This is a genomic window from Micrococcaceae bacterium Sec5.1 (genome assembly GCA_039636795.1).
In the GTDB taxonomy this organism is placed as follows: Bacteria; Actinomycetota; Actinomycetes; order Actinomycetales; family Micrococcaceae; genus Arthrobacter.
Genome location: CP143430.1, coordinates 3079763 through 3105540 on the forward strand (window position 1 = coordinate 3079763; position 25778 = coordinate 3105540).

A 25778-nucleotide genomic window follows, 5' to 3' on the forward strand; every position below is an offset into this window, starting at 1 on the left:
CCGCTGGGACCCTATTCGAACCTTGAAGGATCGCCCGTTCCGCGCCGAACTACTTCTGCCGTGCCGCTGGAGAAATCGATCACCGTGGTGGGCTCCGAACCCGTATCGCCGGAATCGATCACGGCGTCCACTTCGTTGTCCAGCCGCTCCTTGATTTCCCAGCCCTGAGTGAGGGGCTCTTCCTGGTCGGGCAGCAGGAGCGTGCTGGAAAGCAAGGGTTCACCGAGCTCCGCCAAGAGCGCCTGAACCACTTTGTGATCCGGGATGCGTACGCCCACTGTCTTCTTTTTCGGGTGGAGCAGGCGCTTGGGAACCTCGCGCGTGGCCGGAAGGATGAACGTGTAGCTGCCTGGGGTGACGGCCTTGATGCTGCGGAAGACATCGTTATCGATCATCACGAACTGCCCCATTTGGGCGAAATCCTTGCAGACCAGGGTGAAGTGGTGTTTATCGTCCAACTGCCGAATAGTCCGGATACGATCCAAGGCTTCCCTGTTGCCGATCTGGGCACCCAGTGCGTAGCAGGAGTCGGTGGGGTAGGCGATCAGCCCGCCGCTTTGGAGCATATTAACCACTTGGCCGATGGCGCGTGGTTGGGGATCTTCAGGGTGCACGTCAAAGAATCTGGCCATGGAGAGAGCCTACGTCAAAGCTAGGACAGGATGTCTTTGGTGGAGAACTTCCCGTAGGCCAGCGCGCCGCAGACGGCGATATAACCGGCTTGGAGCAGCGCGTTCTCGCCAAACGATGTCCAGGAGATCGGTTGCCGGAGGAGGTCGGCGAAGCCCAGCCAGTGGTGGCTGAACAGCCAGGGATGCAGCCAATCGAGTTGTGGCAGGTTATCCAGGACCTGCGATACCACCGAGAGGACGATGGTCGCCGCCATCGCTCCTACTGGGACATCCGTGAAGGTCGAGATGAGCAGCCCGATCGCAGACAATCCCAGGAGCGAGACCGTGATGTAGGCAGCAATCAGCAACGAGCGCAGTACTGACTCGCCTACCCCGATCGTGTCGCCGGACAGTAGCGTCACGGGACCGATGGGGAAGAACACGACGCCGGCCAGGGCACCTGCCGCTGCGACGGTGGCTGTTGCGGCGCAGCAGAAAGCGACGGCACCGGCGTACTTGATCAAGAGCAGGCGGATACGCCCCGCCGGTGCCAGGAGCAGATAGCGCAACGTTCCAAGGTTGGCCTCCCCGGCGATGGTGTCTCCTGCCACCACTCCGATGGTGAGGGGGAGGAACAGCGGGACACAAACCACCAGGGCTGTCACAGCAACAAAGAGGCCATTCTGGGTGATGCGATCCAAGAATAATGGCCCGCGACCGGGTGTCGCTGGCCGGGACGAGAGCTTGACCGCAAGGGCAATCAGGATCGGAACGGCGGCGAGGGCCACCAGCATTGCCCAGGTCCGGAGGCGACGGAACAGCACGGATAGCTCCGAGCCAAGCAGCGCCCACCCCATCCCGGGATGGACAGCATTGTCATTGGAAATAGCAGTCGTACCAGTAGTAGGAGTCGCTCCAGCCCTTCCAGCAGTTTCAGCGGTCCCAGCAGTTTCAAGAGTGTCACCAGTTTCAGCCGACAACGTCGAACCCCTCTCCGGTCAAGGACACGAAGCGCTCCTCCAGGCTTGCGTTCTCCACAGTGAAGCCCCTGACCCTGACGCCATCGGCCACCAATGCGGCAACGATCTCTTCAGGCTTAACGCCGTCCAGGCCGTTTCCCTGGACCACCTCGCGGCCAGGCGCTTCGCCGGGTACCAGACCCAACCGGGCCAGAACACGGGCAGCACGTTCGACGTCGGGCGTTCGCACCAGGACGTGCGCTTGCCCGGCAGAGCGCAGTTCATCCAGCGGTCCTTGGGCTACCAGCCGTCCGGCACTCATCACGCCCACATGGGTGCACATCTGTTCCACCTCGGCCAGGAGGTGGCTGGAAACGAAGACGGTGGTCCCGCCGGCGGCAAGGGAGCGCACCAGGCTTCGCACCTCCCGGGTACCTTGGGGGTCCAGCCCGTTGGTTGGTTCGTCGAGCACCAGCAGTTCCCGCGGCCGGAGCATGGCGTTGGCCAGCCCGAGGCGCTGTTTCATACCCAGTGAGTAGGCACGCACTTTCTTCCCCGCTGCATGGCTGAGGCCTACGCGGTCCAACGCCTCGTCCACGCGCTGGCGTCGGGTGGAAGAGGATGCATGGCGATCAGCGGAGTCCAACCGCAGCAGATTGGCCGCTCCGGAAAGAAATGGATAGAAGCCCGGCGCCTCCACCAGCGCGCCGACCTCGGGCAACACCGAGGCCAATTGCTGCGGCATCTCCCTGCCTAGAACCCGTATTTCACCGCTGTTCGCTGAAGCGAGCCCCAGCAAGACCCGGATGGTGGTGGTCTTTCCCGAACCGTTGGGCCCCAGGAAACCGAACACCGCACCACGGGGGACCGCAAGGTCAATGCCATCCACCGCGGAACGGTGCCCAAAGCGCTTCACGAGGCCATGGGTTTCTATGGCAAGGTCAATCGATTGAGCGCCGGGTGCAGTTTCACGGATCTCCGTCACAGGCTGCCGATCATGGGGTGCCGATCATGGTGCCGTCGCGGCTGATTCCAGCCGGTCCAACGGCACCAATCCCGCAAACACGCGGCCGTCGTCGAGAATGAGGACGCTCACCAAGGAGGTAGTCAAGGCTCGTCCGCCACTCACGGGTTGCAGGGCCTGGGCGAGTAGCGGGTTCGAGGTGAGTTCGGCGGGCGCCGTTCCAGCGGGCAAGCCGATCACGGTGTCCCACCCTTCACCGGTCACTGAAGGGCTGGGGTGGGGGAGCATCGGAGTGGCTGATCCCTCAGGAGTTGGAACAACAGCATCCGGGGTCGGAGCCGGCTCAGTGGTAGCTGGCTCATTGGGGCTTGGGACGGGAGCATCCGGTGCCGGGGCAGCAGGACCTTCCATCGCAGGCGGCACCGGCTTCATGGGGACCGGCTTCTCCGTGACAGTGGCACCGGCAGGAGGAGTGAAATTGAACAAAGCCGCGTCTGGAGCGGTGAGGTTTATTTCGGTATAGGCAAGGGAGTACGCGGGCTCCGGCTGGCCCTTCGCGCGGACCTCGACGCCCAGCGGCAAACCGGTTTCGGAGTCGACGTCGATCGACACCGAAGCAACCAAGGTTCCGTCACTGCGCGGCAGCAGGCTCAGCCGGTATGCGCTGCGACCCGCCACTGTGGACGCATCTCCCACAGTTACTTTGGTGCTGGAATCAATGGCTGACAAGAAGTGACTGGCCATCGCCTCCGGAGTGGGAATGTCAGGACGGGCTGTTTCGCTTGGCCCGGATCCTCTCCGCTCAGCCTTTGACGGCACAGGGACGCTCAGGTGCGTTGCGCTGTTGTCCGCGGAGTTGTAGAACCAGGCATCGCCGCCATTGACCACAAAGTCACGTTCGGCCATCCGGTCCAGGATCTGCAGCCTGGCCTTGAAGGGCCCGTCCAGATAGACCCGCGCTGTGTGCGAGCCTGTGAGCAGCTCAAGTGCCGACGTGGCTCCGGGCACGATTCCCGGGCCAGCCGTGGGAACTTCAGGCAGCCCCAACTCCGCAGTTTGCACCACAGTGCCGGATAACGCCCGCACCTCGGTACGGGCTATCATCGCCAGGATCTCGTCGGCCGTTTTAGGCGGCAGGGAGACAGTTGCGCCGGCCTGGACGGAGCCAATAAGCGCCGCCAGTGCCAAAGCAAGGGGAATCAGGAGAGCTGGCAACCACCGCTGCCTGGCCCGCGCCATTGCTACCGACCACCACACGTGAGAGGCATGAATCCAGACTACGCCTGGCTGCTTCCTGCGCCTACCAGGTTTCAGTGACCTTCAGCAGGCCACGCGGCGCATCCGGATCATTGCCGCGCTCCACCGACAACTGCAACGCCAGTCGCTGGAGGGGCAGGATCTGCAGGATAGGAGAAAGCTCCTCCGGAACGCCCGCAGGCAAAGGAAGCACCAAACTGCCTGGAAGGGCGGCAGCGGGATCGCCCACCACGCACACGTGCGCCCCCCGCTCCGAGAGTCTGTTCAGGACCGGGCGCATCGCCGCACCTCCGATTCCTTCCGGTACAACTGCAATCACAGGGTGCTGCGAGTCAATCATCGCGAACGGGCCGTGCAGCAGATCCGCGCCAGAGAATGCCTGGGCAGGAAGATAGGAGGTCTCCATGAGCTTCAAGGCGCCTTCCCTCGCCGTGGGGTAGGAATAGCCACGACCCGTGGTGATGATGCGGTCGGCAAAACGGTAACCACCAGCGACCTCCAGCACGGTGTCGTCGGCAAGGACGGAAGCGGCCCACTCTGGAAGACCCGCGGCGTCGGCGAACGTCCCATCACGCCACGCATCAACCAACAACCACAGGGCCAGAAGCTGCGCCGTGTAGCTCTTGGTAGCGGCAACTGCAGTTTCGCTTCCCGCCCGAATATCCAGGTGATGCTCCGCCGCCCCAGCCAGCGCGGACTCCGGCGAGTTTGTCACCGCAACAGTGAGGGCGCCCAGGCGGCGAGCTGCCGCCGTCGACTCCACCAGGTCCGGTGAGCCGCCGGACTGGCTAACCGCCAACCACAGCACGCCCTCCAGTTGGGGCGTGGCGCCATAGGCGGTGAGGGTCGACGGCGATGCGAGGCCAACCGGCAGCCCCAAGCTGATTTCAATGAGGTACTTCGCGTACAAAGCCGCATGGTCACTCGTGCCGCGGGCGGCCAGCAGGACAAACCGAGGGCTCGCCTTCTTGATGATGTCCGCCATCGCCACGAACTGGCGCCGGCCTGAGTCCAGGAGCCCGGCAAGAACCTTGGGCTGCTCGCCGATCTCATGGGCCATCTTCACGCCGGGAGTATTGTGCGAGACGTCTGGGGAGGTAGGAGTGATCGTCATGGTTCCTGTCTGTTGTTCGAAGGGGCAAAATCTCTGGGAGTCAGGGCTGGATCAGCTGCCGTGCGAGCTTTACGGCCCCGTGCACCGGCGCCTGGCTCTGGATCCTGATCAGCGACGGATCCTCCACGGCAACCTTGCGGGCAACAGCGCCCGCCAACTGCTGTTGATTGACCAGAAGGCCGCCAGCCATCACCAACGGCAGGTCCAATCCGAGCTCGCCCAGTACTTGCCTGGCCAACGTGGCCAGAGAATGTGCCGCTTCGGCTTGAATCCGCAACGCAGCAGGATCACCCTCAACTGCAAGGTCCAGGACCAGCGGGGCAAGGCCCGCCCAATGGTCCGGCTCGGGCTTGGCATAGAACAGATCCATGAGCTGCAGCGCGTCCGCGCTCGCCGTCGCAGCCAAGAGTGCGCTGACCATGGTGCCGGGTTCCAGCCCCGCGTAATACTCCCGCAAGGCCTCCCGGACCGCGTCACGCACCACGGAATAGCCTCCGCCTTCATCGCCGAGCAAGTAGCCGTAGCCGCCGCTGCGCGCTTCCCGTCCCTCCCGGTTCCGGCCCCAAGCTACCGAGCCGGTGCCTGCGACCAGGACCGCTCCGGCGTCGAGGTCTGCTGCGGCGAGGATGATGCGGGTGTCATGGACCACCTCAATCCTGGCGCCGGGAAAATACCCTGTAAGTAAAGCACTCAGGACTGCCCTGCTGGCAGGAGTATCAGCCCCCGCGGCGCCTGCGCAAACCGCCTCGACACCGTCACCGACGGCAACCGCGATCCGCCGCAGCACGGCATCTGCTCCCTGATGACCCACTGAGGACAGGTTGGCGCTCGCCTCAGTGATCTCCAGAGGTGCCTCGCTTGCCTGCGCGCCCCGGCTCGAGTCCGACTCCGAGTGCACATCCGAACGGACAGCATGTGTCTTGGAACCTCCAATATGAAGGCCCAACACTGCCGGCGTCATCGGCTAGCCGCCAGTTCGGTGTTTTCCTGTGGGGGGACCTGGCCGGCTGCCACAGGCTCCGGCCACTTCCCACCGTTTTCCCAGTACTGCTGTATTTCCTCCAAGGGGCGGCCCTTCGTCTCGGGAGCGAACTTGTGGACAAACATAAAGCCGAGAATAGCCAGTACACCGAACACTGCGAAGGTGCCCGCACCACCCAATCGCTGGAGCGTGATCAGGAAGAAGGCTGCCACCAGGACATTGGCACCTATCGTTTTCGGAGTTTCTCTGCAATTGGTTTAGACCAACCTGCACAAGATTGGCATAGACCAATGACGTTGTCTACAAGTAGGATGTCCAATATGTCCTCCAATGCCACGCCGGCAATGCCCAAGTACTACCTCCTCAAGACCGAGCTGCTTGCCTCGATCGCCGGAGAGCAGCCGGGCACGCTCATTCCAACGGAGCGGGCGCTGGCTGAGAAGTACAATACGTCCCGCACCACCGTTCGGCAGGCCATTAGCGAGCTGGTTGCAGAAGGGAAACTGGGCCGCATCCAAGGGCACGGCACGTTTGTGGCGCCGCCAAAGATCACCCACGTGCGGCAGCTCACGTCCTTCTCCGACGACGCGAAGAACCAAGGCCTTCGGCCCGACTCGCAGCTTCTGTCCCTTGCAACAGCAAAGGCGGACATCGACGTCGCGGCGCACATGGGGCTCGACGACGGCGCTGTTGTCACCCGGCTTGAGCGAATCCGGTTAATCGACGGCGAACCGCTGGCCCACGAGATCGCCTACCTCCCAGGCAAGCTGCCGCGGTTCAAGGCAAACCTCGAGAAGGCCGGTTCGCTCTATACAGCCCTGGCCGACATGTACGGCATCCACATCTCCGACGTTGAGGACACCGTGGAAACGGCACTTGCCGGGCCCGAGGACGTCCGGCTCCTCGGGATTGAAATGGGGGCACCGTTGCTGGTGGTCCACCGCCTGGCACGGGACGCTGCAGGCGTCCCCGTCGAGTGGACGCGCAGCACGTTTCGCGGCGACCGCTTCCGGTTCGTCTCACGCGTGAAGTCCGGCTCCTGAAATGGCCAACTCACAATCGGGCGAATCCGTAATCCGCCGCGTCGTTCGCTTGGTTGGAGCTTTCGACGACGGACACCGGACCATGAGTGTGGCAGGTCTTGCCCGCCGGTCCGGGCTCCCCGTCACCACCACGTATCGTTTGGTCGATGAACTGCTCGCGGAGGGGCTGCTGGAAAGGGAAACCAACAGCGAGGTTCGCATAGGTACGCGGCTCTGGGAACTCGTTTCCAGATGTTCACGGATGGTCGGCCTTCGTGAAGCCGCGCTGCCGTTCATGGAGGACGTCCAGTCGGTGGTGCAGCATTCAACAACTCTGGGAATCCTGGATTCGGATGAAGTCCTGTACATCGAGCGGATCGGCTCCAGGGACTCCATGGTGGATATCACGAAGGTCGCAGGGCGCCTTCCGGTGCACGGGACTTCCTCCGGCCTGGTCTTGTTGGCCCACTCTCCGGCGGCATACCAGGACCTCTTGCTGTCACGGCCATTGGAAAAGTTTACGGACGCGACGCTCACCGATCCGGCTGAACTGCGCCGCCATCTGGCAAGCATCCGCCAACGGGGCTTCGCGTCCATGCCTGGAATCATCGTCCCGGAGTCCAGTGGCATCGCCGTTCCCGTCTTTGACCGCTCCAATACAGTGGTCGCAGCCCTTAGCGTCGTCGTACCGCGGAATGAAGAAAATGCGGCCATCCGCGTGCCGGTGTTGATGACAGCGGCCCGCGGCATTTCGCGTGCTTTAGGGTGGCGCGGCGAACTAAAACGAACCTTGCGGCAGAGCAACGGCAATATCTGATTCCCGTTCATCGGTAACGTTGTGTTCCCACTCACAGGTCGCTGGAAGAGTGGAGTTCAAGCAGGGCAGCTCGCCCGGCAACCACAATTTTCAGCCCCAACGGGCTATTCCGTGCTGCCCTGCGTCGAATCGATGGTTGAGCAGCCGCAATCCCGCGGCAGGAGGAGTTGTTCATGGAGACTGCAGCGCATTCAGTTCCCGAAGGGACGGCACGCCGCGTGGCCGGCAAGGTAGCCGTGGTCACGGGCGGCAGGGGTGACCTGGGCAGCGCAACAGCCCGTTTGCTGGCGGACCATGGGGCAGTGGTCGCCAGCCTGGACCGGGCAGGAACGGGCAGCAGGCACGGGCACCCGGGAGTTGAGGAGTACGACGTCGATGTCACCGATGAGTCGAGCGTCGCGGAGGCTGTCCGGCAAGTAACCACAGACCTTGGCACTCCGGACGTCCTGGTCAACGCTGCCGGCATCATCGGACCAGCGGGAGCCAGCCACACTGCAACCCTTGAAGATTTCAACGTCATTTTTGACGTCAATGTCAAAGGCGTATGGCTGATGACCAAGTATGTCGTCCCGGGGATGATCCACAAGAAGTCGGGAAGCATCATCAACTTCTCCTCCATCCACGGAATCACCGGTGGACGCAATGTCCCGCTTTATCACGCCACCAAAGGTGCTGTCCGGCTCCTGAGCAAGTCCGATGCGGCAGCCTACGGCATTCACGGTATCCGGGTGAACTCCATCCACCCGGGTTCCATGAACACCAGGATGAGCCAACGCTCGGCTGAGCAGTCCGATATCGGCCCCGAGGCCTACTACAAGCAGCTCGTGGGCGGAAACCCGCTACCGCGCCAGGGCGAACCGGACGAAATTGCCTACGGAGTCCTCTATCTCGCCTCCGATGAATCCCGTTTCACCACCGGCTCTGAGCTTGTCATCGACGGCGGCTACACAGCTGTCTGACGTTCACGCACCATCGTTTTCCAGAGAGGCATGATCATGAAATTCCTGAACGGCACACGTTCCGATACCTATGACGTCGTAGTGGTTGGTTCCGGCGCAGGCGCTTTGACCGCAGCGGCGACTGCCGCACGGGCCGGTAAGTCCGTCGTCGTGCTTGAAAAGACCCAACTGTTGGGCGGTACGTCCGCAGTGTCCGGCGGCATGCTGTGGGTGGCTGACAACCACCATGCCCGTGCGGCCGGCTCAGCGATTCCAAGAACGACGCCGCCCGCTACGTCCGGGCCGTCGCGCGGGGCCGAGGCAGGGAAGAACTGCTGGATGCCGCGTTGAACTACGGGGACGCGATGCTCCGGTTCACCGAGGACGAGTGCGGACTACGTTTCATCTTCCTGGAGAACTTTCCGGACTATCGTCAGGATCTCCCCGGATCCGTCACAGGCGGCAGGACAGTTGAACCTGAGCTCTTCAACATTCGTGAAGCACTTGGGGGGCTGGCAGAGCATGTCCGCTCCGACGGCCGGGCACCTTTCACCATGCAGGAATACGAAACGTGGGGTGCTTTCACCAAATTTCCTTGGGAGAAGCTCAACCAGCGGCAAGAGGACGGCCTCGTGGCCAAGGGCCAGGCCCTCATCGCGATGTTGCTGGCCAGCTTGGTCCGCGACGGTGCCTCGTTGGTGGTCGGTGCGCGCGGTGATCGATTGTTGCACGACGACGGCAGGGTAGTGGGCGTAAGGCTCGAGTCGGGTGAGGCTTTCCACGCTAATGACGGCGTTGTCCTTGCCACCGGCGGTTTCGAATGGGACAAGGCCTTGGCGGACTCGCTCCTGGCATCGCGCTTGTACATTATGTGCTCGCCCCCTTCGAATACGGGAGACGGACTCAGGATGGCCCAGCGGATCGGGGCACAAACCCGCGGAACCCGGGAGGCGTGGTGGGCTCCCATGTCCATCACGGGGGATACCCGGGATGGCGCGCCCATTGGCACACTGCTCCGGTTCGAACGGCAAGGACCAGGCTCGCTCATGGTGAACCGCCACGGGCGACGGTTCGCCAACGAGGCCCAAAACTACAACGACCTCGCCCGATGCTTGCAGTCCTGGGATTCGCCCAACAACCAGACCTTGAACACCCCTGCATACGTGGTGTTCGATCACAGCTACCTGGAGCGGTACGGTGTGCTGGCGCACCGGGCGGGCCAGCCGACGCCGGACTACTTGATCGAAGCTCCCACGCTGATGGAACTGGCCGGAAAGATCGGCGTCCCTGCGGAGAATCTGGCAGCCACGGTCCATCGCTTCAACGAATTCGCAGTCAAAGGCGAAGACCCTGACTTCAGTCGTGGCGAAAGCGCCTACGACAAGTACTGGGGCGACGACGACTGCCCGTGGCCCAACCCCTCCTTGGGGCCGTTGCAAACTGGTCCGTTCTACGCCATGGAGGTAGTCAACGGTGCCTTCGGCAGCAACGGAGGCGTAGCCACTGATGGTCTCGCCCGGGTTCTGGACGTGGACGGGCAACCCATCTCCGGGCTGTTCGCTGCCGGAAATACCACGGAAAATGCTTACGCTGCCGGCTACCCCGGAGCGGGGGCAACCCTGGGCCCCATCATGACCATGGGATACCTGGCGGGCAGGACTCTTGCGAACCAAACGGCAGAATACGAAGGTCTCCCGGCCGAGGTGGCCTCATGATCCGCCATACGGTCTTGTTCAAGTTCAAACCTGACTTCCCAGCGCTGGACAAAGCCGCCTGGATCGAAGGCCTTGACCGGATGGCCGGCAATGTTCCTGGGCTGTTGACACTCACCCACGGCCCGGACATCCTCCAGCACGGGCGATCCTTCGACTACGCCATTGTGGCCGATTTCAACGCCGTGGAAGACATCGAGGTCTACAACACCCACCCCTTGCATGAGCCCCTGAAGAAGTACTCGTTCCCCAACAGCGAGCAGATCATCGCCGTTGATTTTCAGTTGTAAGCCCGGCCTGCCATTCAAAGGAGAATCGCTATGTTAAGCACCACCCGGCAGCCGCAAGCGCTGCGTAAGACCCCACGAAAAGCCGCACTCGCCTCTTTTCTGGGAAGCACCCTGGAGTACTACGACTTCTTCATCTACGGTTCGGCTGCCGCCCTGGTTTTCGGCCCGTTGTTCTTTCCGTCCGAGGACCCTGCAATGGGACTCATCGGGGCATTCGCTACCTTTGGAGTCGCGTATGTTGCCCGCCCGGTAGGCGGCATGGTCATGGGACACTTCGGCGACAAGCTGGGCCGGAAGAAGGTCCTGCTCATCACCCTGGGGGTGATGGGCACCGCGTCCCTGGGCATCGGTTTCCTGCCCAGCTACAGCCAGATCGGCATTTGGGCGCCAATCCTGCTGGTGATTGGTCGGCTGGCACAAGGCTTCTCGGCCGGTGGGGAATCAGCGGGCGCCTCTACCCTGACCTTGGAACACTCCCCGGAGGGCCGCCGTGGCTTCTTCACCAGTTTTGTGATGACCGGCTACGCCTCCGGAATGGTCCTCGCAACGCTCGTGTTCATCCCAATAGCTGCGTTGCCCACTGAAGCACTCATGAGCTGGGGTTGGCGCATTCCATTCTGGTTGTCCATCGTGGTCCTGGCCATCGCCTACTGGGTGCGCACACATTTGGACGAGACGCCGGTATTCGAGGAAGCAAAGGACCGCCAAGCGGTAGCACCGATGCCGATCCGCGAGGTCCTGCGCTTCCAGTCCGGGGACGTGATCAGGGTAGTGGGCATGTCCATCATGTCCGTCATGCAAACCATATTCACGGTGTTTGGCCTCTCCTACGCCACAGGATCGGCGGGCTTTGACAAAGCATCGATCCTGACGGTGAACGCCGTAGCTATTGGATTGTCGATGTTCGTGATGCCTTTGGCTGCGAAGCTCTCTGACAGAGTGGGGCGCAGGCCGCTTCTCCTGACGGCTGCCCTCGGCTGCTCGGTCACGATCTTCGCCTATTTCGCCGCGTTGTCCACCGGCAACATCATGCTGGTCTTTGCTGCAGCATTTGCCAACATGACGCTGCTCTATTCCTGCTTCAACGGCATCTGGCCAGCCTACTTCGCCGAGCTGTTCGCCTCACCGGTCCGTTATTCCGGCATGGCTTTGGGAAACCAGCTTGGTTTGGTGGTCGCTGGATTTGGACCGTTGATCGCCGGACTCCTCCTGGGTAAGGGCCACGACGGCTGGCTACCTGTCGCGGGCTTCGCGGTCCTCTGCATGCTCATCGCAGCAGTGGCAGCTTTCTTCTCCCGCGAAACGGCAAGAACGCCCATTGACGAGCTCGGCTCGCCGTACTGGCTTGGGGTGGCCGCTAGGAAACAGTAACCATCGCGCTTCCCTCCAAGGTGCGGCGCACGAACTCCGCGCTTGGTTCCGCGTAGGCCTCCACAATCCGTTTGAACAGCGCAGTGCCTTCGGCCCCGGGCCAGTCTTCAGGCAGGAATGTACCGGGCAGCCCGGGGTCGAGGTAGGGGATGATCCGCCAGCGGTCGATGCATTGGACGTACCTGGCAAAGGCCCCCTGGGTCGCTTCGATCCCGTCGCTGTCCGGTTCAGGCACCGCGGCGCCGTGCTCCCGGATGAAATCCTTGTGCAGCTCCGCCACCGAATCCAAATCCCACCAAGCTGACGCAGCGTCCTGGAGGGTGCCGCCCACCAGTGGGGTTTGCGTGACGAAGAGGGTTGCCATCCCTCGGAGTCCGAGGTCGGCAAGGATTTCCTCCACCTCGCCGCGAAGGGTATCCGGGCAAATCCACAAGCCGGCGGCCACAGTCCCGCACCCAATCCAGTGGAGCCTTCGCCGCAACTGATGGCGCTTCTCCCGCTCGGTCTCCGGAATCGAAAAGGACACCAGGCACCATGGATCGGACGGTGACATGCTGATGGGGTTGTAAATGCGGCGGTCGCCGCGGGCCAGCATGGTGGCCGCTCCCTCGGTCAGGGTGAATCCGGGTATCCCGTCGCGTGTCTCCTGCAGCACCACGTCCTTCTTCCGGAGGCGGCCCAGGGCCGTCCGGGTCACTGTCCCGGATGTGCCCAGGGCCTCCATGAGGACGACGATGTCCTTGGCCGACATCCATCCGCCGGCTTCCCGCAAGTACAAGCCGATGACTGTTCGCAGCAACGATGTGGTACTCCCGGGACGGGAGTCCATATCGTCAAGGACGGCACTCACAGCAGTTCGGCGAGGGCGTCGCGGATAGCGGTCACTCCCAGCTCAACCTCGGCGTAGCTCGTGCTCAAGGGAGACAGGCCGATGCGCAGACCATGCGGGGGACGGAAGTCAGGGATGACGCCCTGCTCCCACAGTTTGGCTGTGACGTCGGCAAAGAGCGGGTGGTCCACCGTGATGTGCGAGCCACGCTCGGCAGCATCGCGGGGGCTCACGATTTCCACGCCAAGTGGCACCAGGAGTTCTTCGGCGAGGGCAATCGCGTACTCCGTTAGTTTGACGGACTTCTCCCGGACCGCATCCATGCCCACGGAGGCGATCAGTTCCACCATGTCGTTGATTGGCTGCATGGCAAGAACCGGAGGAGTACCCGTGATGAACCGGCGGATTCCCTCTGCGGGGCGGTAGGAATCCGTCATGCCAAACGGATTGTCCGCCCCCATCCAGCCCCAAATTGGCTGCTGGAGCACGTCCTGCCGTGAGGCGTTGACATATGCGAACGCGGGGGAGCCCGGACCACCGTTGAGGTACTTGTAGGTGCAGCCGACGGCCAGGTCAACGTCCCAAGCATCAAGTTCCAACGGCACGGAACCTACGGAATGGCACAGGTCCCAGAGCATGAGGGCACCGGCAGCATGTACTTTGCCGGTGATTGCCTTCGCGTCTGCAAGGAACCCCGAGCGGTAAGCCACATGGCTAAGAACCACGACGGCGGTCCGCTCGCCCAGGAGCCCGTCGAGATCCGCGGCACGGACACCGCTGGAGGGGTTGGCCGCGATCCATTTGATGCTTGCCCCACGTTCTTTGGCGATCCCTTCGATGATGAAGCGGTCCGTGGGGAAGTTGTCGCGGTCAATGATGATCTCGTCACGCCCTGGCTGGGCATCTACGGCTGCCCGAATCAGCTTGTAGAGCATGACCGACGTCGAGTCGCCCACAGTGACCTGCCCCGGCGCCGCACCAAGCGCCACTTCGCCAATGCGGTCGCCCACGCGAGTAGGCTCATCCATCCATTGTTCGTCCCAGCCGCGGATCAGGCGGCTGCCCCAGGCGTCTTGCACAAACGACTGCAGGCTGGCAGCAGTTACCTTCAACGGGCGTCCGAGTGAGTTGCCGTCCAGATAAGAGGTGAGCTGCCCGGCGTCGGGCGTGTAGAAGGCCTCACGCTGGGCGGCGAGTGGATCTGCGGCGTCCAGCTCGGCCGACGTTGGCCATTGGGTCTGCTGGGCGGTAGTCATATTTCCCTCCTGGGGAGTGGTGGGCCGGGTGTTTGCTTAGTTGCCGATCTCAGTACGGACGGCGTACAGCTCGGGGAAGAAGGTGAGATCAAGGGCGCGCTTGAGGAAGTCGACACCTGAGGAGCCGCCGGTGCCCACCTTGAACCCGATGGTCCGCTGGACCGTACGCAGGTGGCGGAACCGCCAGGCCTGGAAGTTGTCTTCGACGTCCACCAGGTCTTCGCACGCCTCGTACAGCCCCCATTGGGTATCGTCCGATTCGTAGATCTTCTGGAAGACGGGGACCAGATCCTTGCGGAAGGTCCAGGGCTCGCTGGTGTCCCGTTCAAGGATGTCTGCCGGAATGTCATATCCGGCGCGGGCGAGCACCGCCAGGAAGGCGTCATACAGCGTGGGCTCTTCCAGCAGCCTGCTGAGCAGGGCATGTGCCTCGGGGTCGCTTTCGAAGACCCTCAGCATTCCACGGTTCTTGTTGCCCAGCAGGAATTCAACGCCACGGTATTGGTACGACTGGAAACCTGAGGAACTGCCCAGGAAGCCGCGGAACTGAGCATACTCGCGAGGCGTGAGCGTACCCAGGACCGACCACTGTTCGGTCATGGTGCGCTGGATGGCCTTGACGCGGGCGATGCACTTGAGTGCCTTGCCAAGGTTGTCAAGGTCAAAGAGCCTGCGGGCTTCCAGCAGCTCATGAAGGACCAGCTTGAGCCAAAGCTCGCTGGTCTGGTGCTGGATGATGAACAGCAGTTCGTCGTGGTGCTCCGGCTGGCTGAGCGGATGCTGGGAGCTGAGCAGGTGGTCCAGGTCCAGATAGCCGCCATAGGACATCGCATGCCGGAAATCGGTGCGGACAGAGTCTTCAATGTGGCGGACACTTTGGGGGGAATGGACTGGGGGCTTTTCCATATCTTCGAGATTATCACTTCCATGACGAACGTCAAGAGAATGATTTGATTTGTATGTTCTTCCCCTGAAGTTCTCCGCCGTACCGTACGCTGGGCTTGATACACCGGAACCTGGGGGAAGGGAGGACGGCCATGGCCTCCAACATGCCGGTGTCCATATATTTGGACGTCGACGGCGTGGTGAACCCGTTCGGACCCCAAGGCGTCACTGATTGGGGCGGCGAGTGGAAAATCGCCGACGCCGGCATCCTTGACGTCGCGTTCGCGCCGGAGGCAGTGGCCGAACTGAACGAGATCTCGGAGCATCCCCTCGCCCGTTTTGTTTGGCTTACCACCTGGGAACGCCTTGCCCCGGAGTTCCTCTGCCCTGCCATTGGACTGAAGGGCGAGGACTGGCCTGTCCTCTCCAGCCAGGGCTGGGACCAAAGCCCGGAATGGTGGAAACTCGGCGCGCTCCAGAAGGACCTGGCCGCGATTGGGGCTGATCGCTTCGTATGGCTGGACGACCAACTTGGCCAGGAGTCAGATGCCCGTTCCTGGGCCGAATACCACCAGGACCGTGTGCTTTGCATCTCACCGGATCCGCGTAAGGGGCTCTCCCGCCGCGATCTTGCCTCGGTCCGGACCTTCCTCGGTTGAGCGAAGCGCCGGTAAATGTTTGTCGGCTCGGTGGTTGGCACGTAGGATTCTAAAGGTTTCAAGCCCGCCGGATAGAGTGCGGCAAGTCCAGTCAGCTGAACATTGGCTGAACTATGCTGTGCATGGCAGGTATGGGGAAGTGGAACTGCTGAACGTCGACTCTGCAGATTGGGCAACAGGTGGAAATCACCTTCATGGTCGCGCTTGTCATAGCGTTGGCCCTATTCTTTGACTTCACCAACGGCTTTCATGACACAGCCAATGCGATGGCTACGCCTATCGCTACGGGGGCGATCAAGCCCAAGACGGCGGTTGCCCTGGCTGCCGTGCTCAACCTTGTTGGGGCGTTCCTATCAACTGAAGTGGCAAAAACCATTTCCGGTGGACTCATCCGGGAAGGCTCGGACGGTATCCACATCACGCCGGACATCATCTTTGCCGGCCTGATGGGTGCAATCCTCTGGAACATGGTCACCTGGCTCAAGGGCCTGCCCTCCAGTTCCTCCCACGCACTGTTCGGCGGCCTCATCGGCGCCGCCGTGGTGGGTATCGGAGTACACTCCATCAACTTTGAAACAGTGCTGCAGAAGGTGATCCTGCCGGCTGTCTTCGCACCACTCATCGCCGGCGCCGTGGCATACCTTTGCACGCGCCTGGCCTATGCGCTGACGTCCCGCCATGACCCGGAAACGGGCGACAAGCTCACGCAGAAACGCGGCGGTTTCCGGACAGGCCAGATCTTCACGTCCAGCCTCGTCGCCCTCGCGCACGGCACCAATGACGCCCAGAAGACCATGGGCATCATCACCCTGGTCCTCATCGCCGCAGGTACGCAGGCGCCTGGATCCGGTCCCCAGTTCTGGGTCGTGACCGCCTGTGCCCTGGCGATCGCCATCGGTACGTACGCCGGCGGATGGCGCATCATCCGCACCATGGGTTCGGGCTTGACCGAAGTGAAGCCTGCTCAAGGATTCTCAGCGGAGACCAGCACGGCCTCCGCCATCCTGGCTTCTTCCCATTTGGGGTTCGCGCTCTCCACCACGCAGGTCGCCTCCGGCTCGGTCATTGGTTCCGGCTTGGGCCGAAAGGGCACCTCCGTGCGCTGGGGCACTGCGGGCAAGATCGCTTTGGGTTGGCTGTTTACCCTGCCGGCATCGGCCATCGTGGGCGGACTTACCGCTCTGCTGGTGAACATCGGCGTCGTGGGCGTGGTCATTGCCGCCGTCGTAGGTAGCGCCGCCGTGGTCTTCATGTTTGTTGCGTCGCGCAAATCGCATGTCGGCCACCACAACGCAGTGGAAGTCGAAGAGGCCGGCCACGCCGTGAAGTTCAGCAAGAAGAAGAAAACCCGAAAGTCCGTCAACAACAAGGATGTGCAGCGATGAAGTGGCTGGAATTGCTTCAGGTTGCCGGCGTCACGCTCGTTGCTGCCGTGACACTGGTGGTCCTTTACTCCCTGGGAGTACGCCTCACCGCAATTGCAGGTGACGCCCAGCAGAAGTCGCCTGGACTCATCCGTTCCCTGGCCGTCGTATGTTTCGGCGTTTGCGGACTGGCCGTGCTGTTCGGCATCTACTTGATCGTGCCCTACTTCGGAAAGTAACGGCCTCTCTGGCAGCAAAGTCCTTTCGGGAGAATAATCAGCAGTGAAGTTACATCACTGCGTGATTGTGATCCGGCAGATGTGGGGCTGTCATGAAGTGCCATTCCCGAAGCCATCTCATCGGACTGGCGCTGGTTCCGGTCCTGATGCTGGCACTTTCTGCCTGCGTTCCCAACGCTGCCTCACCAGGTAGTCCTTCTCCCAATCCGGCATCTCCCGCCACCACCGCAACGGCACCAGCGGTTCCCACCGCCGTCGATCCCACTGCCGGGCAGCCCGCCGGTCCGGCCGGCCCCGGGGCTCCACAGGCGGAAGCGCCCGTGGTGCGTTGGGTACCCATTGGGCCGGTGGGCCCCAACGATCCCACGTCCGGTCAGCGCTATCTCCTGCTGCAGCAATTCCAATGCGATGCCCTCGCCCAGAGCCTGGAAGGTGCGGAAGACGCTGCTGTCTGGCAAGCGGGCGCCGCTGTCTGCAAGGCACTCCAAAGCGGTTCCCAGCAGGACTGGCAGCGGGCTTCGAACGCCGTAGCAGCCACACCGCGCATACCCCAGACCCAGTGTCTCGAATTCACGGTTGCCGCCACGTCAGCCTCTGCGATCGCCCAACACCGCAGCAACCCGGGAGTTCCACTAAAGCCCGAGACCGCCCCGGGTGAAGCTTGCCCTCGGCACTTGAGCGGCCTCACGGTGGTAGACAACGACCTGAGACCAGTGGCCGGCACAGCACGTGCCTCCGGCCCCCGAACAGGCGGAACTGTCGTCAGGCTGGATGGCTATTACGTCAGGGTTGGGGACATCCTGTTCGACGGCGTCCCGGCAGCTCCCGAAATAGTTGCCGGCGGCGGGGATTACGAAACGCTATACCTGAGGATGCCTCCGTCCGACGGCCGCGACTCCGTCCGCATCTCCATCACGGACACCGTGGACATCAGCGGAACCGTGACGTTCTTCTATGAAGATTCCACGCCCACCAGCACGGGCCCGGGTGGAACGCCTGGAACCCGGCCAAGTGATGGACCCACGCAGAGCGGCCCGCCAACCATTCCTTCCTTTGGCGCCTCCCCAACGGCAACTCCATGAGCGTCCCCCAGGAGTCCGCTGCCTCACAGGAGTCCGCTGCCTCACAGGAGCCCGCTGCGTCACAAGAAGCCGAGGAGCGGAGCCTGGTCAACAACCGCTGGCAGCGGACCCTGGACGTCCTCTCCGTCATTGGTCCGCCCCTCACCGTGGCCACGGCGTTGTTGGTCTACTTCGGCTGGGCGCGTACGGATGCCCAGGCGAAAGCCATGGGCCTGGACGTCAGCCTGTTCGGTTATACCGTGCAGGACTTTATCCTGCGGAGTATCCAGTCGCTCTTTCAGCCGTTGGCCTGGCTCGTGGTGATCGGGTTGTTGTGGCTCATGGTGGATAGGCTGGTTTCCCGACTCCTGGGCGCCGCACGCTACCGGACACTTCTGCGAAGAGCCGCCCTGGTAGTGCTGGTTCTTGGCTTCGCCTACGCGGCCGTGATGTGGGTGGCGATCGTGACCCAGCCGGAACGGATCCTGCTCTATGCGCCGTTCCTCATCGCGGCCGGCCTACTTGTGGGGGCTTGGGGACTGAGCGTGCGCCGGCGGGCCGCCGATCCGGCCCAACGGGGACTCCGCGCCACCACTCCGCGCTCGCTCGAGAGATCCCTGGTGTTTGTCCTGGTCACCCTGCTTCTCTTCTGGGGTACGTCCGATTACGCGCAAGCCCTTGGGCGGGGCGCAGCCATCGATTACCAGGAACGGTCCAGTCTGCTGCCAACAGCCGTGGTGTACAGCAAGGAGCGGTTGGCCGTGACAGCGCCCAACGTCCATGAGGAGTCAGCTGGTACAGATGCCGTGCCGCTGTACCGGTACACAGGCCTGAGACTGCTGGTGGTCAGCGGCGGAAGAATCTTTCTACTGAACGACGGATGGACGCTTGCCCAGGGCCGGGTGGTGGTACTCCGCGATGATGGCAGTGTGCGTGTGGAGTATGGGAACGCCAACGCCAACTGACTAGTCTGGGGCCATGTCGATCTTCCAGTACTACGTTGCCTCCACCGTCGACGGCTTCATTGCTTCTCCGGACGACGACCTCGGCTGGCTCCTGCAATTCGACCAGGTTGAAGGCGTGAGCGGCAGCTATGAGTCCTTCTTCGCAGGGGTGGGTTGTATCGCCATGGGCGGCGAGACCTACCGTTGGCTCATGGAGCACGAGCCCGGCAAGTGGCCCTACCCCGACACCCCCTGTTGGGTGTTCACCCACCATGAATATTCGGCTCCGGCCGGTTCGAACGTCACGTTCGTCCGTGGGGATGTGCGCGAGTTCGCCCCGGACCTCCTCGCCGACGCCGGAGACAAGAACGTCTGGCTGGTGGGCGGCGGGGACCTGGTAGCCCAGTTCGCCAACGCCGGATTGCTCCACGAGATGATCGTCACCATCATCCCCGTTGTGCTCGGCGCCGGTAAGCGGCTGCTGCCGCTCAAGGGTCCGACGGCGCCACTTGAGTTGCTGTCCTCGCGCATCCTTGGCGGGGCCGCGGCTGAACTGCATTACCGCATGCCGCCGGTGTAATTGATTCGGCGTAGCTGGTTGATCAGTAGCTGCTTGGGCCGTAGCTGGTTGGTCAGTGGCGGTTGTTGCGGATCATGTTGGTAATCCGGGCAGTTGAAAGCCTCCGGCCTTTTTCGTCTGTGATAACGATCTCGTGCGTGGCCAACGTCCCGCCCAGGTGGATCGCCGTACACGTGCCGGTTACCGTTCCGCTGGCGATCGAGCGGTGATGCGTCGCGCCGACTTCGATTCCCACAGCGTGCCGCCCTCTGCCGGCGTGAAGCGACGCAGCAAATGAGCCCAGGGTTTCCGCGAGGACCACGTGGGCTCCGCCGTGAAGGATGCCGGCTACTTGCGTGTTCCCTTCCACAGGCATGGTTGCCACAGTGCGTTCGGCACTGAGCTCGGTAAACCGAATACCCATTTTCACCACAAGGGAGCCAACGCCATGCCCGGAAAGCCAATCATGGAACTCTTCGGGCACACCTGCCTCGTTCAGCTCGTCGACAAACCGGTTCGGCGTGAAATTGTCCATCATGCCAACTAGGCTGGCACCTGTGAGTGAAACAACCAAACCGGACCAGGTTCCAACGGCCCAAGCTGCTGCCATTGCAACAGCACCCACCCCCTCTTCCACCGCTTCACCCAGCACCACGGGGGAGGGCCGGCCCAGGTTGCTGGTCCTGGATGGCCATTCCATGGCGTTCCGGGCCTTCTACGCCCTCCCTGCTGAAAACTTCTCTACTGCCAGAGGCCAGTACACCAACGCCGTGCATGGATTCACCTCCATGCTCATCAACTTGATCAAGGACCAGAAGCCCACGCACGTCGCCGTAGCGTTTGATGTCTCTGACGACACCACCTTCCGCAAGGCCGAGTACAGCGAGTACAAGGGCGGCCGTAACGCGACGCCCGCGGAGTTCCAGGGCCAAATCGCCCTCATCGCGAGGGTTATGGAGGCGTGGGGAATCAAGACCATTGCTCTGCCCGGCTACGAAGCTGATGACATCCTGGCCACCCTAGCGGCCCAGGCGGATGCCGCCGGCTTTGAGGTCCTCCTGGTCTCGGGCGATAGGGACTCCTTCCAGCTCATCAACGACAACGTTTTTGTGCTCTACCCCAAACAGGGCGTGAGCAACATCCCCAAGCTGGATGCTGCGGCGATCGAAGAGAAGTACTTTGTCAAGCCCGCGTTGTATTCGGACCTGGCTGCCCTGGTGGGCGAATCGGCGGACAACCTTCCGGGCGTACCCGGCGTGGGGCCAAAGACCGCCGCCAAGTGGATCAACCTCTACGGTGGCCTGGAGGGCATCCTGGAGAACCTTGACGCAATCGGTGGCAAGGTGGGCGGAGCGCTCAAGGAGAACCTTGAGAACGTCAAACGGAACCGCAGGCTGAACCAGCTGCTGACAGACCTCGAACTGCCCGTCAGGCTGGAGGACCTCCACGAGCCGCGCCCCGACCGCCGCGCCATCGAGGAACTGTTCGAGGAGCTGGAATTTCGTACGCTCCGCCCCCGGCTCTTCGATCTCTACGGCGACGACACCACCGGTGCTGCCCCGGACACCATCGAAGCCCCCGAGTTTGTCACACTCCAGGGCGCCGCTGAGCTTGAGGCCTTCTTCAGCGCCGGTTCCGGCACTCGTTCCGCGATAGCCATCCAGCCTGTCCAGGGCCGTATCGGCGAGGATGCCAGCGCGTTGGCTGTGGTCCGGAACAATGGCGCTGCCTACATCGAGCTCAGCGGGCTGGATTCAGCAGCCGAGTCGGCGCTGGCCAGCTGGCTCCGGGACCCTGAAGAAGCCAAGGTGGTGCACGAGTTCAAGGCCGCGCTCAAGGCCCTGCACAACCGTGGTCTGGGCTTGGAAGGCGTTGTGGATGACACGTCGATTTCCGGATACCTGATCCAGCCGGACCGCCGCAGCTACGACCTCCCGGAGCTCGCCCAGGTCCACCTCAAGATCTCCTTGGGCGTTGTGACCGCATCCGCCGGGCAGTTGGAGCTGGACCTCACGGGAGGCAGCGACCAAGCCGCGGCCGCAGCGCTCGTCCAGCAGGCCGCCGTCGTGCATGCCCTCAGCAAGCACTTCGAAAGGGAACTTGCCGGTATCAAGGCCGACGCCCTGCTGACCACGCTGGAGCTTCCGGTATCCCGCGTCCTGGCGCAGATGGAACTGACCGGTATCTACGTCTCCACGGACCGTATGGACGAACAGCTTGCGGACCTCACCAAGGTGATCGAGAACGCCCAGGAACAGGCGTTTGCGGCAATCGGTCATGAGGTAAACCTGGGATCACCCAAGCAGCTCCAGACCGTCCTGTTCGAGGAACTTGGACTTCCCAAGACCAAGAAGATCAAGTCCGGCTACACCACCGACGCCGCGTCCCTGAAGGGCTTGCTGGAAAAGACCGGCCACGAGTTCCTGGTGCAGCTCATGGCCCACCGCGAATCCTCAAAGCTCGCCCAGATGGTGGAAACCCTCAAGAAGTCCGTCGCGGATGACGGGCGCATCCACACCACCTACGCGCAGAACATCGCCGCCACGGGCAGGATCTCCTCAAACAACCCCAACCTGCAAAATATCCCGGTGCGCAGTGAAGAAGGCCGCCGGGTCCGCGGGATCTTCGTGGTCAGCGAGGGGTATGAATGCCTTCTGTCTGCTGACTACTCACAGATTGAAATGCGCATCATGGCCCACCTCTCCGGTGACGAGGCGCTGATCCAGGCCTACAGGGATGGCGAGGACCTGCACCGCTTCGTGGGCTCGCGGATCTTCAATGTCCCTCCTGCCGAGGTCACCAGCGCGATGCGCTCCAAGGTGAAGGCGATGTCCTACGGCCTGGCTTACGGACTGACCTCGTTTGGCCTCTCAAAGCAGCTGGAAATTTCGGTGGATGAGGCCAGGACGCTGATGAAGGACTACTTCGATCGCTTCGGCGGTGTGCGTGACTATCTCAGGGGCGTTGTGGATCAGGCGAGGGTGGACGGGTACACGGCCACCATTGAAGGTCGTCGCCGTTACCTCCCGGACCTCACCAGCACCAATCGTCAGGCCCGGGAAGCAGCCGAGCGCATTGCGCTTAATTCGCCCATCCAGGGTTCCGCCGCCGACCTCATCAAGCGGGCAATGCTGGGCGTCTCAGCCGAACTTGCGAGCCAGGGCTTGAAATCGCGGATGCTCCTCCAGGTCCATGACGAACTCGTCCTGGAGGTGGCACCGGGAGAGCGCGACGCCGTCGAAAAACTGGTCGTAGAGCAAATGGGGACTGCTGCTGAGCTGTCAGTCCCGTTGGACGTCCAGCTCGGCGTAGGGTCCAGCTGGTACGAGGCCGGCCACTAGTAGCCCGCACGTTCGAAAGGATCGCCGGAGGGCGCGCCGCCTTGATGGTGGCGCGCCCTCCGGCGTCTGGCTAGGCTCGGGGCGTGGCTGATCCCAATGAAAGTTATTCCGAAACGAACTCCGCCGAGAAATATGCCGATCAATACAGGGTTCAACAATTCCCTGCTACAGCTGATCGTGAGGACCCTGCCTACTCCCGCTGTGCCGCATGGGTCCAGGCTGTCTCGCACGGCTTCCACCAGCACAGGCGTGACGACGAATACATCGCCAAGACCCTGGCGGCCTACCGCACAGACCAGCGTGAATTGACCGGGGTGTACATCAACGGAGACGTTCCCGAGCATGCTATGGGCGTCGAGGTCCCGGTGGCCACGTACGGCACCATGCGCAAATCCCTGAATATCGGGTTTGGCCGACAACTGGAATCAAACCTGGTGACCAACGTGACTGTCCGTGGAACGCACCGGCGCAAAGGGCTGCTCCGGGGCATGATCACCGCTGACCTTGCCGGCGCAAAGGACGATGGTCTCGCCATGGCAGCGCTGACCGCCTCAGAGGGGTCCATCTACGGCCGCTTCGGTTTTGGCGTGGCTACCTTTGAACGCAGCATCAAGGTCGACACCGGCCCTCGTTTCCGCCTCAAGGGGTTGGCGACAGGAACGGTTGAGGTGGCTGACCCCAGCGTGCTCCTGGAGGTTGCGCCACAGATCTTCGGCCACGTCCAGCGTGCGACTCCTGGCTCAGTAGACCGCCAAGAGTACTATCGCTTGCTGGCTTCCGGAGCGATCGGCCATGACGGAAAGCCTGACACCGGTGTCAGAAGCGCCCTGCACTACAACGCCTCCGGATCACTGGACGGCTACGTTTCCTATCGCTTCAAGGGCTGGGATGCCAAGCCCTACACCATGGAAATCGTGGACCTCGTTGCTGGTACCAATGCGGCCTATCTCGATCTCTGGCGCTTCCTTGGGAGCATCGATCTCATTGAGCAGGTGACGTGGGCCGAGGCTCCCGTGGACGATCCGCTGACCTGGGCCTTGCAAGATCCCAGATGCATCGACTCCTCGGATGTTCGGGACATGTTGTGGCTACGGATCCTGGACGTTCCGGCAGCGCTGGCCGCCCGACGGTATCCGGTTGCCGGAAAGCTGGTCATGGAAGTCTCGGATACACTTGGCCTGGCTGGTGGCACATGGGCGTTGGAGTCCGACGGCGGTGGTACCGCGGCCGTCACCGAGGCATCCGGCCAACAACCTGATCTCCGCATGGATGTCGCGGATCTCGCGTCCATCTATCTTGGTGCTGTGTCCCCAGTGACGCTCACTGCTGCCGGGCGGATGAGCGAAGGCAAGCCCGGTGCCGCGTTCGCAGCCCAGCAGCTTTTTGCTGTGGAACGGCCGGCGCACTGCCTCACGCACTTCTAAAAAGCATTTCCGGAAACAAGCACTTTTACAAGCGACTCACATACTCAATAGACAAGGACATCCATGGGGGATTCCAAGCGGCGGCCGTTGGCCGGCCGGCGTTCGGTGCTGCTTGGAATGGCGGGGCTGGCAACTGCAGCTCTGGCGGCTTGCGCGGACAACGGGAGAGGGGCGCTCCCGGACGCCGCCGGACCAGGGCAGACGGCGCCTGGCACCCCACCAAACGGACCCGGGGCCGGCCCTGCGACGCCACCGCCCTCCATCGCCGCGCTGTCCAGTGAGCAAGCTGCTGCTGCCCTCGCCGCCAAGGCCGGCAGCGGTGAGGGAGGCAGCCGCGACGCAGGCAACCAAAGTCCAGTGCCGCCGTCGAGCGCTCCCGCATTGCCAGCCGCCATCCCAGGCAAGCCGCAGATCCTGGCAGAATTTGGATCCCTGCGGCCGCAGGAGTGGGGCCTTCACGTGACGGGTGTGGTGAACAATTCGGCATCCCGGCATGTGGCCCTCACGTTCGATGCCTGCGGTGGCCCAGGCGGAACCGGCTGTGACCACAAGCTGCTCAAGTCACTTCGCAGCCTCAACGTCCCCGCCACACTTTTCATTAACAGCCGTTGGATTAACGCCAACAAGTCACTTGCCGCGGAACTGGCCGCCGACCCCCTGTTCGAGCTCTCGAACCACGGCACACTTCACCTGCCCTTGTCAGTCAATGGCAAGTCCGCTTACGGCATAGCCGGAACGGCAAACCCTGCGGCAGTGTACGAGGAATTGATGGGCAACCAGGCCCTCATGCATGAGTTAACCGGGGTTTCCCCGCGCTTCTTCCGGCCAGGAACGGCGTTCTACGATGACGTCGCTGCCAGCATGACCCGCAGGCTGGGGATGCTGCCAGTCAACTTCACGATAAACGGCGACGGCGGGGCCACCTTTGCGCCGGCTACCGTCGCCGGGGAAGTGGCCAAGGCAGCGGCGGGAGACATCGTCATCTCGCACTTCAACAGGCCGGGCGCCGGAACTGCAGAGGGTTACGCGAGGGCTTTGCCTCGCTTGCTGGACCGAGGGGTTACGTTCGCGCGACTCGGAGACGTCCTGCCTGTATGAAGGCCTTTGCTGGTCCTGCCGGAGTCCTTTTGACCCTGCTTTGCAGATACGACTAGAATAAACGGGCGTGTACTACGTGCAT

Annotated in this window: 26 protein-coding genes and 1 pseudogene; 16 read left to right on the forward strand and 11 right to left on the reverse strand. The window is 62.5% G+C overall.

What is annotated here, in order from left to right:
• Nucleotides 1–11: 11 nt before the first annotated feature.
• From VUN82_13980 to VUN82_14010, 7 genes are all read right to left on the reverse strand, one after another.
• The gene (locus tag VUN82_13980; GenBank protein XAS70229.1) at nt 12–632 is read right to left on the reverse strand and encodes an L-threonylcarbamoyladenylate synthase; all 621 of its coding nucleotides are present in this window, start codon (nt 630–632) and stop codon (nt 12–14) included.
• Nucleotides 633–652: 20 nt separating this feature from the next.
• Entirely contained in the window at nt 653–1468 is an 816-nt protein-coding gene (locus VUN82_13985; GenBank protein ID XAS74686.1) for an ABC transporter permease, read from the reverse strand.
• Between the two features lie 112 nt (nt 1469–1580).
• Nucleotides 1581–2555, reverse strand: coding sequence for an ABC transporter ATP-binding protein (locus VUN82_13990; GenBank protein ID XAS70230.1), 975 nt, complete (start codon nt 2553–2555; stop codon nt 1581–1583).
• 24 nt (nt 2556–2579) lie between these two features.
• Nucleotides 2580–3749, reverse strand: a complete 1170-nt coding sequence (locus tag VUN82_13995) for a DUF2092 domain-containing protein (GenBank protein ID XAS70231.1) — start codon at nt 3747–3749, stop codon at nt 2580–2582.
• A gap of 85 nt (nt 3750–3834) precedes the next feature.
• On the reverse strand, nt 3835–4905 hold the full coding sequence (locus tag VUN82_14000; GenBank protein XAS70232.1) for an SIS domain-containing protein: 1071 nt from the start codon (nt 4903–4905) through the stop codon (nt 3835–3837).
• 40 nt (nt 4906–4945) lie between these two features.
• Nucleotides 4946–5866 carry a BadF/BadG/BcrA/BcrD ATPase family protein gene (locus VUN82_14005; protein ID XAS70233.1) on the reverse strand — a complete coding sequence of 307 codons (921 nt, stop codon included), beginning with the start codon at nt 5864–5866 and terminating at the stop codon, nt 4946–4948.
• Nucleotides 5863–6099 (reverse strand): MFS transporter, encoded by a 237-nt coding sequence (locus VUN82_14010; protein ID XAS70234.1) that lies wholly within the window; start codon nt 6097–6099, stop codon nt 5863–5865. Before VUN82_14010 ends, VUN82_14005 begins: the two co-directional genes overlap by 4 nt.
• 99 nt (nt 6100–6198) lie before the next feature.
• On the opposite strand from VUN82_14010, the gene VUN82_14015 reads away from it, so the two are divergent.
• From VUN82_14015 to VUN82_14045, 7 genes and pseudogenes are all read left to right on the forward strand, one after another.
• Entirely contained in the window at nt 6199–6930 is a 732-nt protein-coding gene (locus VUN82_14015; protein XAS70235.1) for a GntR family transcriptional regulator, read from the forward strand.
• 1 nt (nt 6931) lies between these two features.
• Nucleotides 6932–7726 (forward strand): IclR family transcriptional regulator, encoded by a 795-nt coding sequence (locus tag VUN82_14020; protein ID XAS70236.1) that lies wholly within the window; start codon nt 6932–6934, stop codon nt 7724–7726.
• 173 nt (nt 7727–7899) lie between these two features.
• Nucleotides 7900–8685, forward strand: a complete 786-nt coding sequence (locus tag VUN82_14025) for an SDR family oxidoreductase (GenBank protein XAS70237.1) — start codon at nt 7900–7902, stop codon at nt 8683–8685.
• A 36-nt stretch (nt 8686–8721) separates the two neighbouring features.
• Nucleotides 8722–9015 carry an FAD-dependent oxidoreductase gene (locus VUN82_14030; protein ID XAS70238.1) on the forward strand — a complete coding sequence of 98 codons (294 nt, stop codon included), beginning with the start codon at nt 8722–8724 and terminating at the stop codon, nt 9013–9015.
• A pseudogene (locus VUN82_14035) lies at nt 8991–10379 on the forward strand (FAD-binding protein). The gene VUN82_14030 and the pseudogene VUN82_14035 overlap by 25 nt, the downstream one beginning before the upstream one ends.
• Nucleotides 10376–10666, forward strand: coding sequence for a Dabb family protein (locus VUN82_14040; GenBank protein XAS70239.1), 291 nt, complete (start codon nt 10376–10378; stop codon nt 10664–10666). The pseudogene VUN82_14035 and the gene VUN82_14040 overlap by 4 nt, the downstream one beginning before the upstream one ends.
• A 30-nt stretch (nt 10667–10696) precedes the next feature.
• The gene (locus VUN82_14045; GenBank protein ID XAS70240.1) at nt 10697–12037 is read left to right on the forward strand and encodes an MFS transporter; all 1341 of its coding nucleotides are present in this window, start codon (nt 10697–10699) and stop codon (nt 12035–12037) included.
• Here the strand turns inward: VUN82_14045 and VUN82_14050 are convergent.
• The 3 genes from VUN82_14050 to kynA are packed head-to-tail and all read right to left on the reverse strand — an operon-like array spanning nt 12024 to nt 15028.
• Nucleotides 12024–12887, reverse strand: a complete 864-nt coding sequence (locus tag VUN82_14050; GenBank protein XAS70241.1) for a PaaX family transcriptional regulator C-terminal domain-containing protein — start codon at nt 12885–12887, stop codon at nt 12024–12026. The genes VUN82_14045 and VUN82_14050 overlap by 14 nt on opposite strands.
• Nucleotides 12884–14122 carry a kynureninase gene (gene kynU, locus VUN82_14055; GenBank protein XAS70242.1) on the reverse strand — a complete coding sequence of 413 codons (1239 nt, stop codon included), beginning with the start codon at nt 14120–14122 and terminating at the stop codon, nt 12884–12886. Before kynU ends, VUN82_14050 begins: the two co-directional genes overlap by 4 nt.
• Nucleotides 14123–14158: 36 nt before the next feature.
• The gene (gene kynA, locus VUN82_14060) at nt 14159–15028 is read right to left on the reverse strand and encodes a tryptophan 2,3-dioxygenase (protein ID XAS70243.1); all 870 of its coding nucleotides are present in this window, start codon (nt 15026–15028) and stop codon (nt 14159–14161) included.
• 131 nt (nt 15029–15159) lie between these two features.
• Between kynA and VUN82_14065 the strand changes: the two genes are divergently transcribed.
• The 6 genes from VUN82_14065 to VUN82_14090 all read left to right on the forward strand — a co-directional run bounded on the left by VUN82_14065 (nt 15160) and on the right by VUN82_14090 (nt 19854).
• Nucleotides 15160–15666: an HAD domain-containing protein gene (locus VUN82_14065; GenBank protein XAS70244.1), complete on the forward strand. Its 507-nt coding sequence runs from the start codon at nt 15160–15162 to the stop codon at nt 15664–15666.
• A gap of 179 nt (nt 15667–15845) precedes the next feature.
• Nucleotides 15846–17051: an anion permease gene (locus tag VUN82_14070; GenBank protein ID XAS70245.1), complete on the forward strand. Its 1206-nt coding sequence runs from the start codon at nt 15846–15848 to the stop codon at nt 17049–17051.
• Nucleotides 17048–17269 carry a hypothetical protein gene (locus tag VUN82_14075; protein XAS70246.1) on the forward strand — a complete coding sequence of 74 codons (222 nt, stop codon included), beginning with the start codon at nt 17048–17050 and terminating at the stop codon, nt 17267–17269. The genes VUN82_14070 and VUN82_14075 overlap by 4 nt, the downstream gene beginning before the upstream one ends.
• 92 nt (nt 17270–17361) lie before the next feature.
• Nucleotides 17362–18351, forward strand: a complete 990-nt coding sequence (locus VUN82_14080; protein XAS70247.1) for a hypothetical protein — start codon at nt 17362–17364, stop codon at nt 18349–18351.
• Nucleotides 18348–19295 (forward strand): hypothetical protein, encoded by a 948-nt coding sequence (locus VUN82_14085; GenBank protein XAS70248.1) that lies wholly within the window; start codon nt 18348–18350, stop codon nt 19293–19295. The genes VUN82_14080 and VUN82_14085 overlap by 4 nt, the downstream gene beginning before the upstream one ends.
• Before the next feature lie 13 nt (nt 19296–19308).
• Nucleotides 19309–19854 carry a dihydrofolate reductase family protein gene (locus VUN82_14090; GenBank protein ID XAS70249.1) on the forward strand — a complete coding sequence of 182 codons (546 nt, stop codon included), beginning with the start codon at nt 19309–19311 and terminating at the stop codon, nt 19852–19854.
• A 52-nt stretch (nt 19855–19906) separates the two neighbouring features.
• Here the strand turns inward: VUN82_14090 and VUN82_14095 are convergent, their stop codons facing one another.
• Nucleotides 19907–20371 carry a hotdog fold thioesterase gene (locus tag VUN82_14095; protein XAS70250.1) on the reverse strand — a complete coding sequence of 155 codons (465 nt, stop codon included), beginning with the start codon at nt 20369–20371 and terminating at the stop codon, nt 19907–19909.
• Between the two features lie 160 nt (nt 20372–20531).
• Here VUN82_14095 and polA point away from each other — a divergent pair, with 160 nt between their 5' ends.
• The 3 genes from polA (at nt 20532) to VUN82_14110 (ending at nt 25696) form a co-directional block, all read left to right on the forward strand.
• Entirely contained in the window at nt 20532–23174 is a 2643-nt protein-coding gene (polA, locus tag VUN82_14100) for a DNA polymerase I (GenBank protein ID XAS74687.1), read from the forward strand.
• Between the two features lie 83 nt (nt 23175–23257).
• Nucleotides 23258–24598 (forward strand): GNAT family N-acetyltransferase, encoded by a 1341-nt coding sequence (locus VUN82_14105; protein XAS70251.1) that lies wholly within the window; start codon nt 23258–23260, stop codon nt 24596–24598.
• Between the two features lie 63 nt (nt 24599–24661).
• A complete protein-coding gene (locus VUN82_14110) occupies nt 24662–25696 on the forward strand; it encodes a polysaccharide deacetylase family protein (protein ID XAS70252.1) in 1035 nt (344 codons plus the stop codon).
• The last annotated feature ends 82 nt before the right edge of the window (nt 25697–25778 follow it).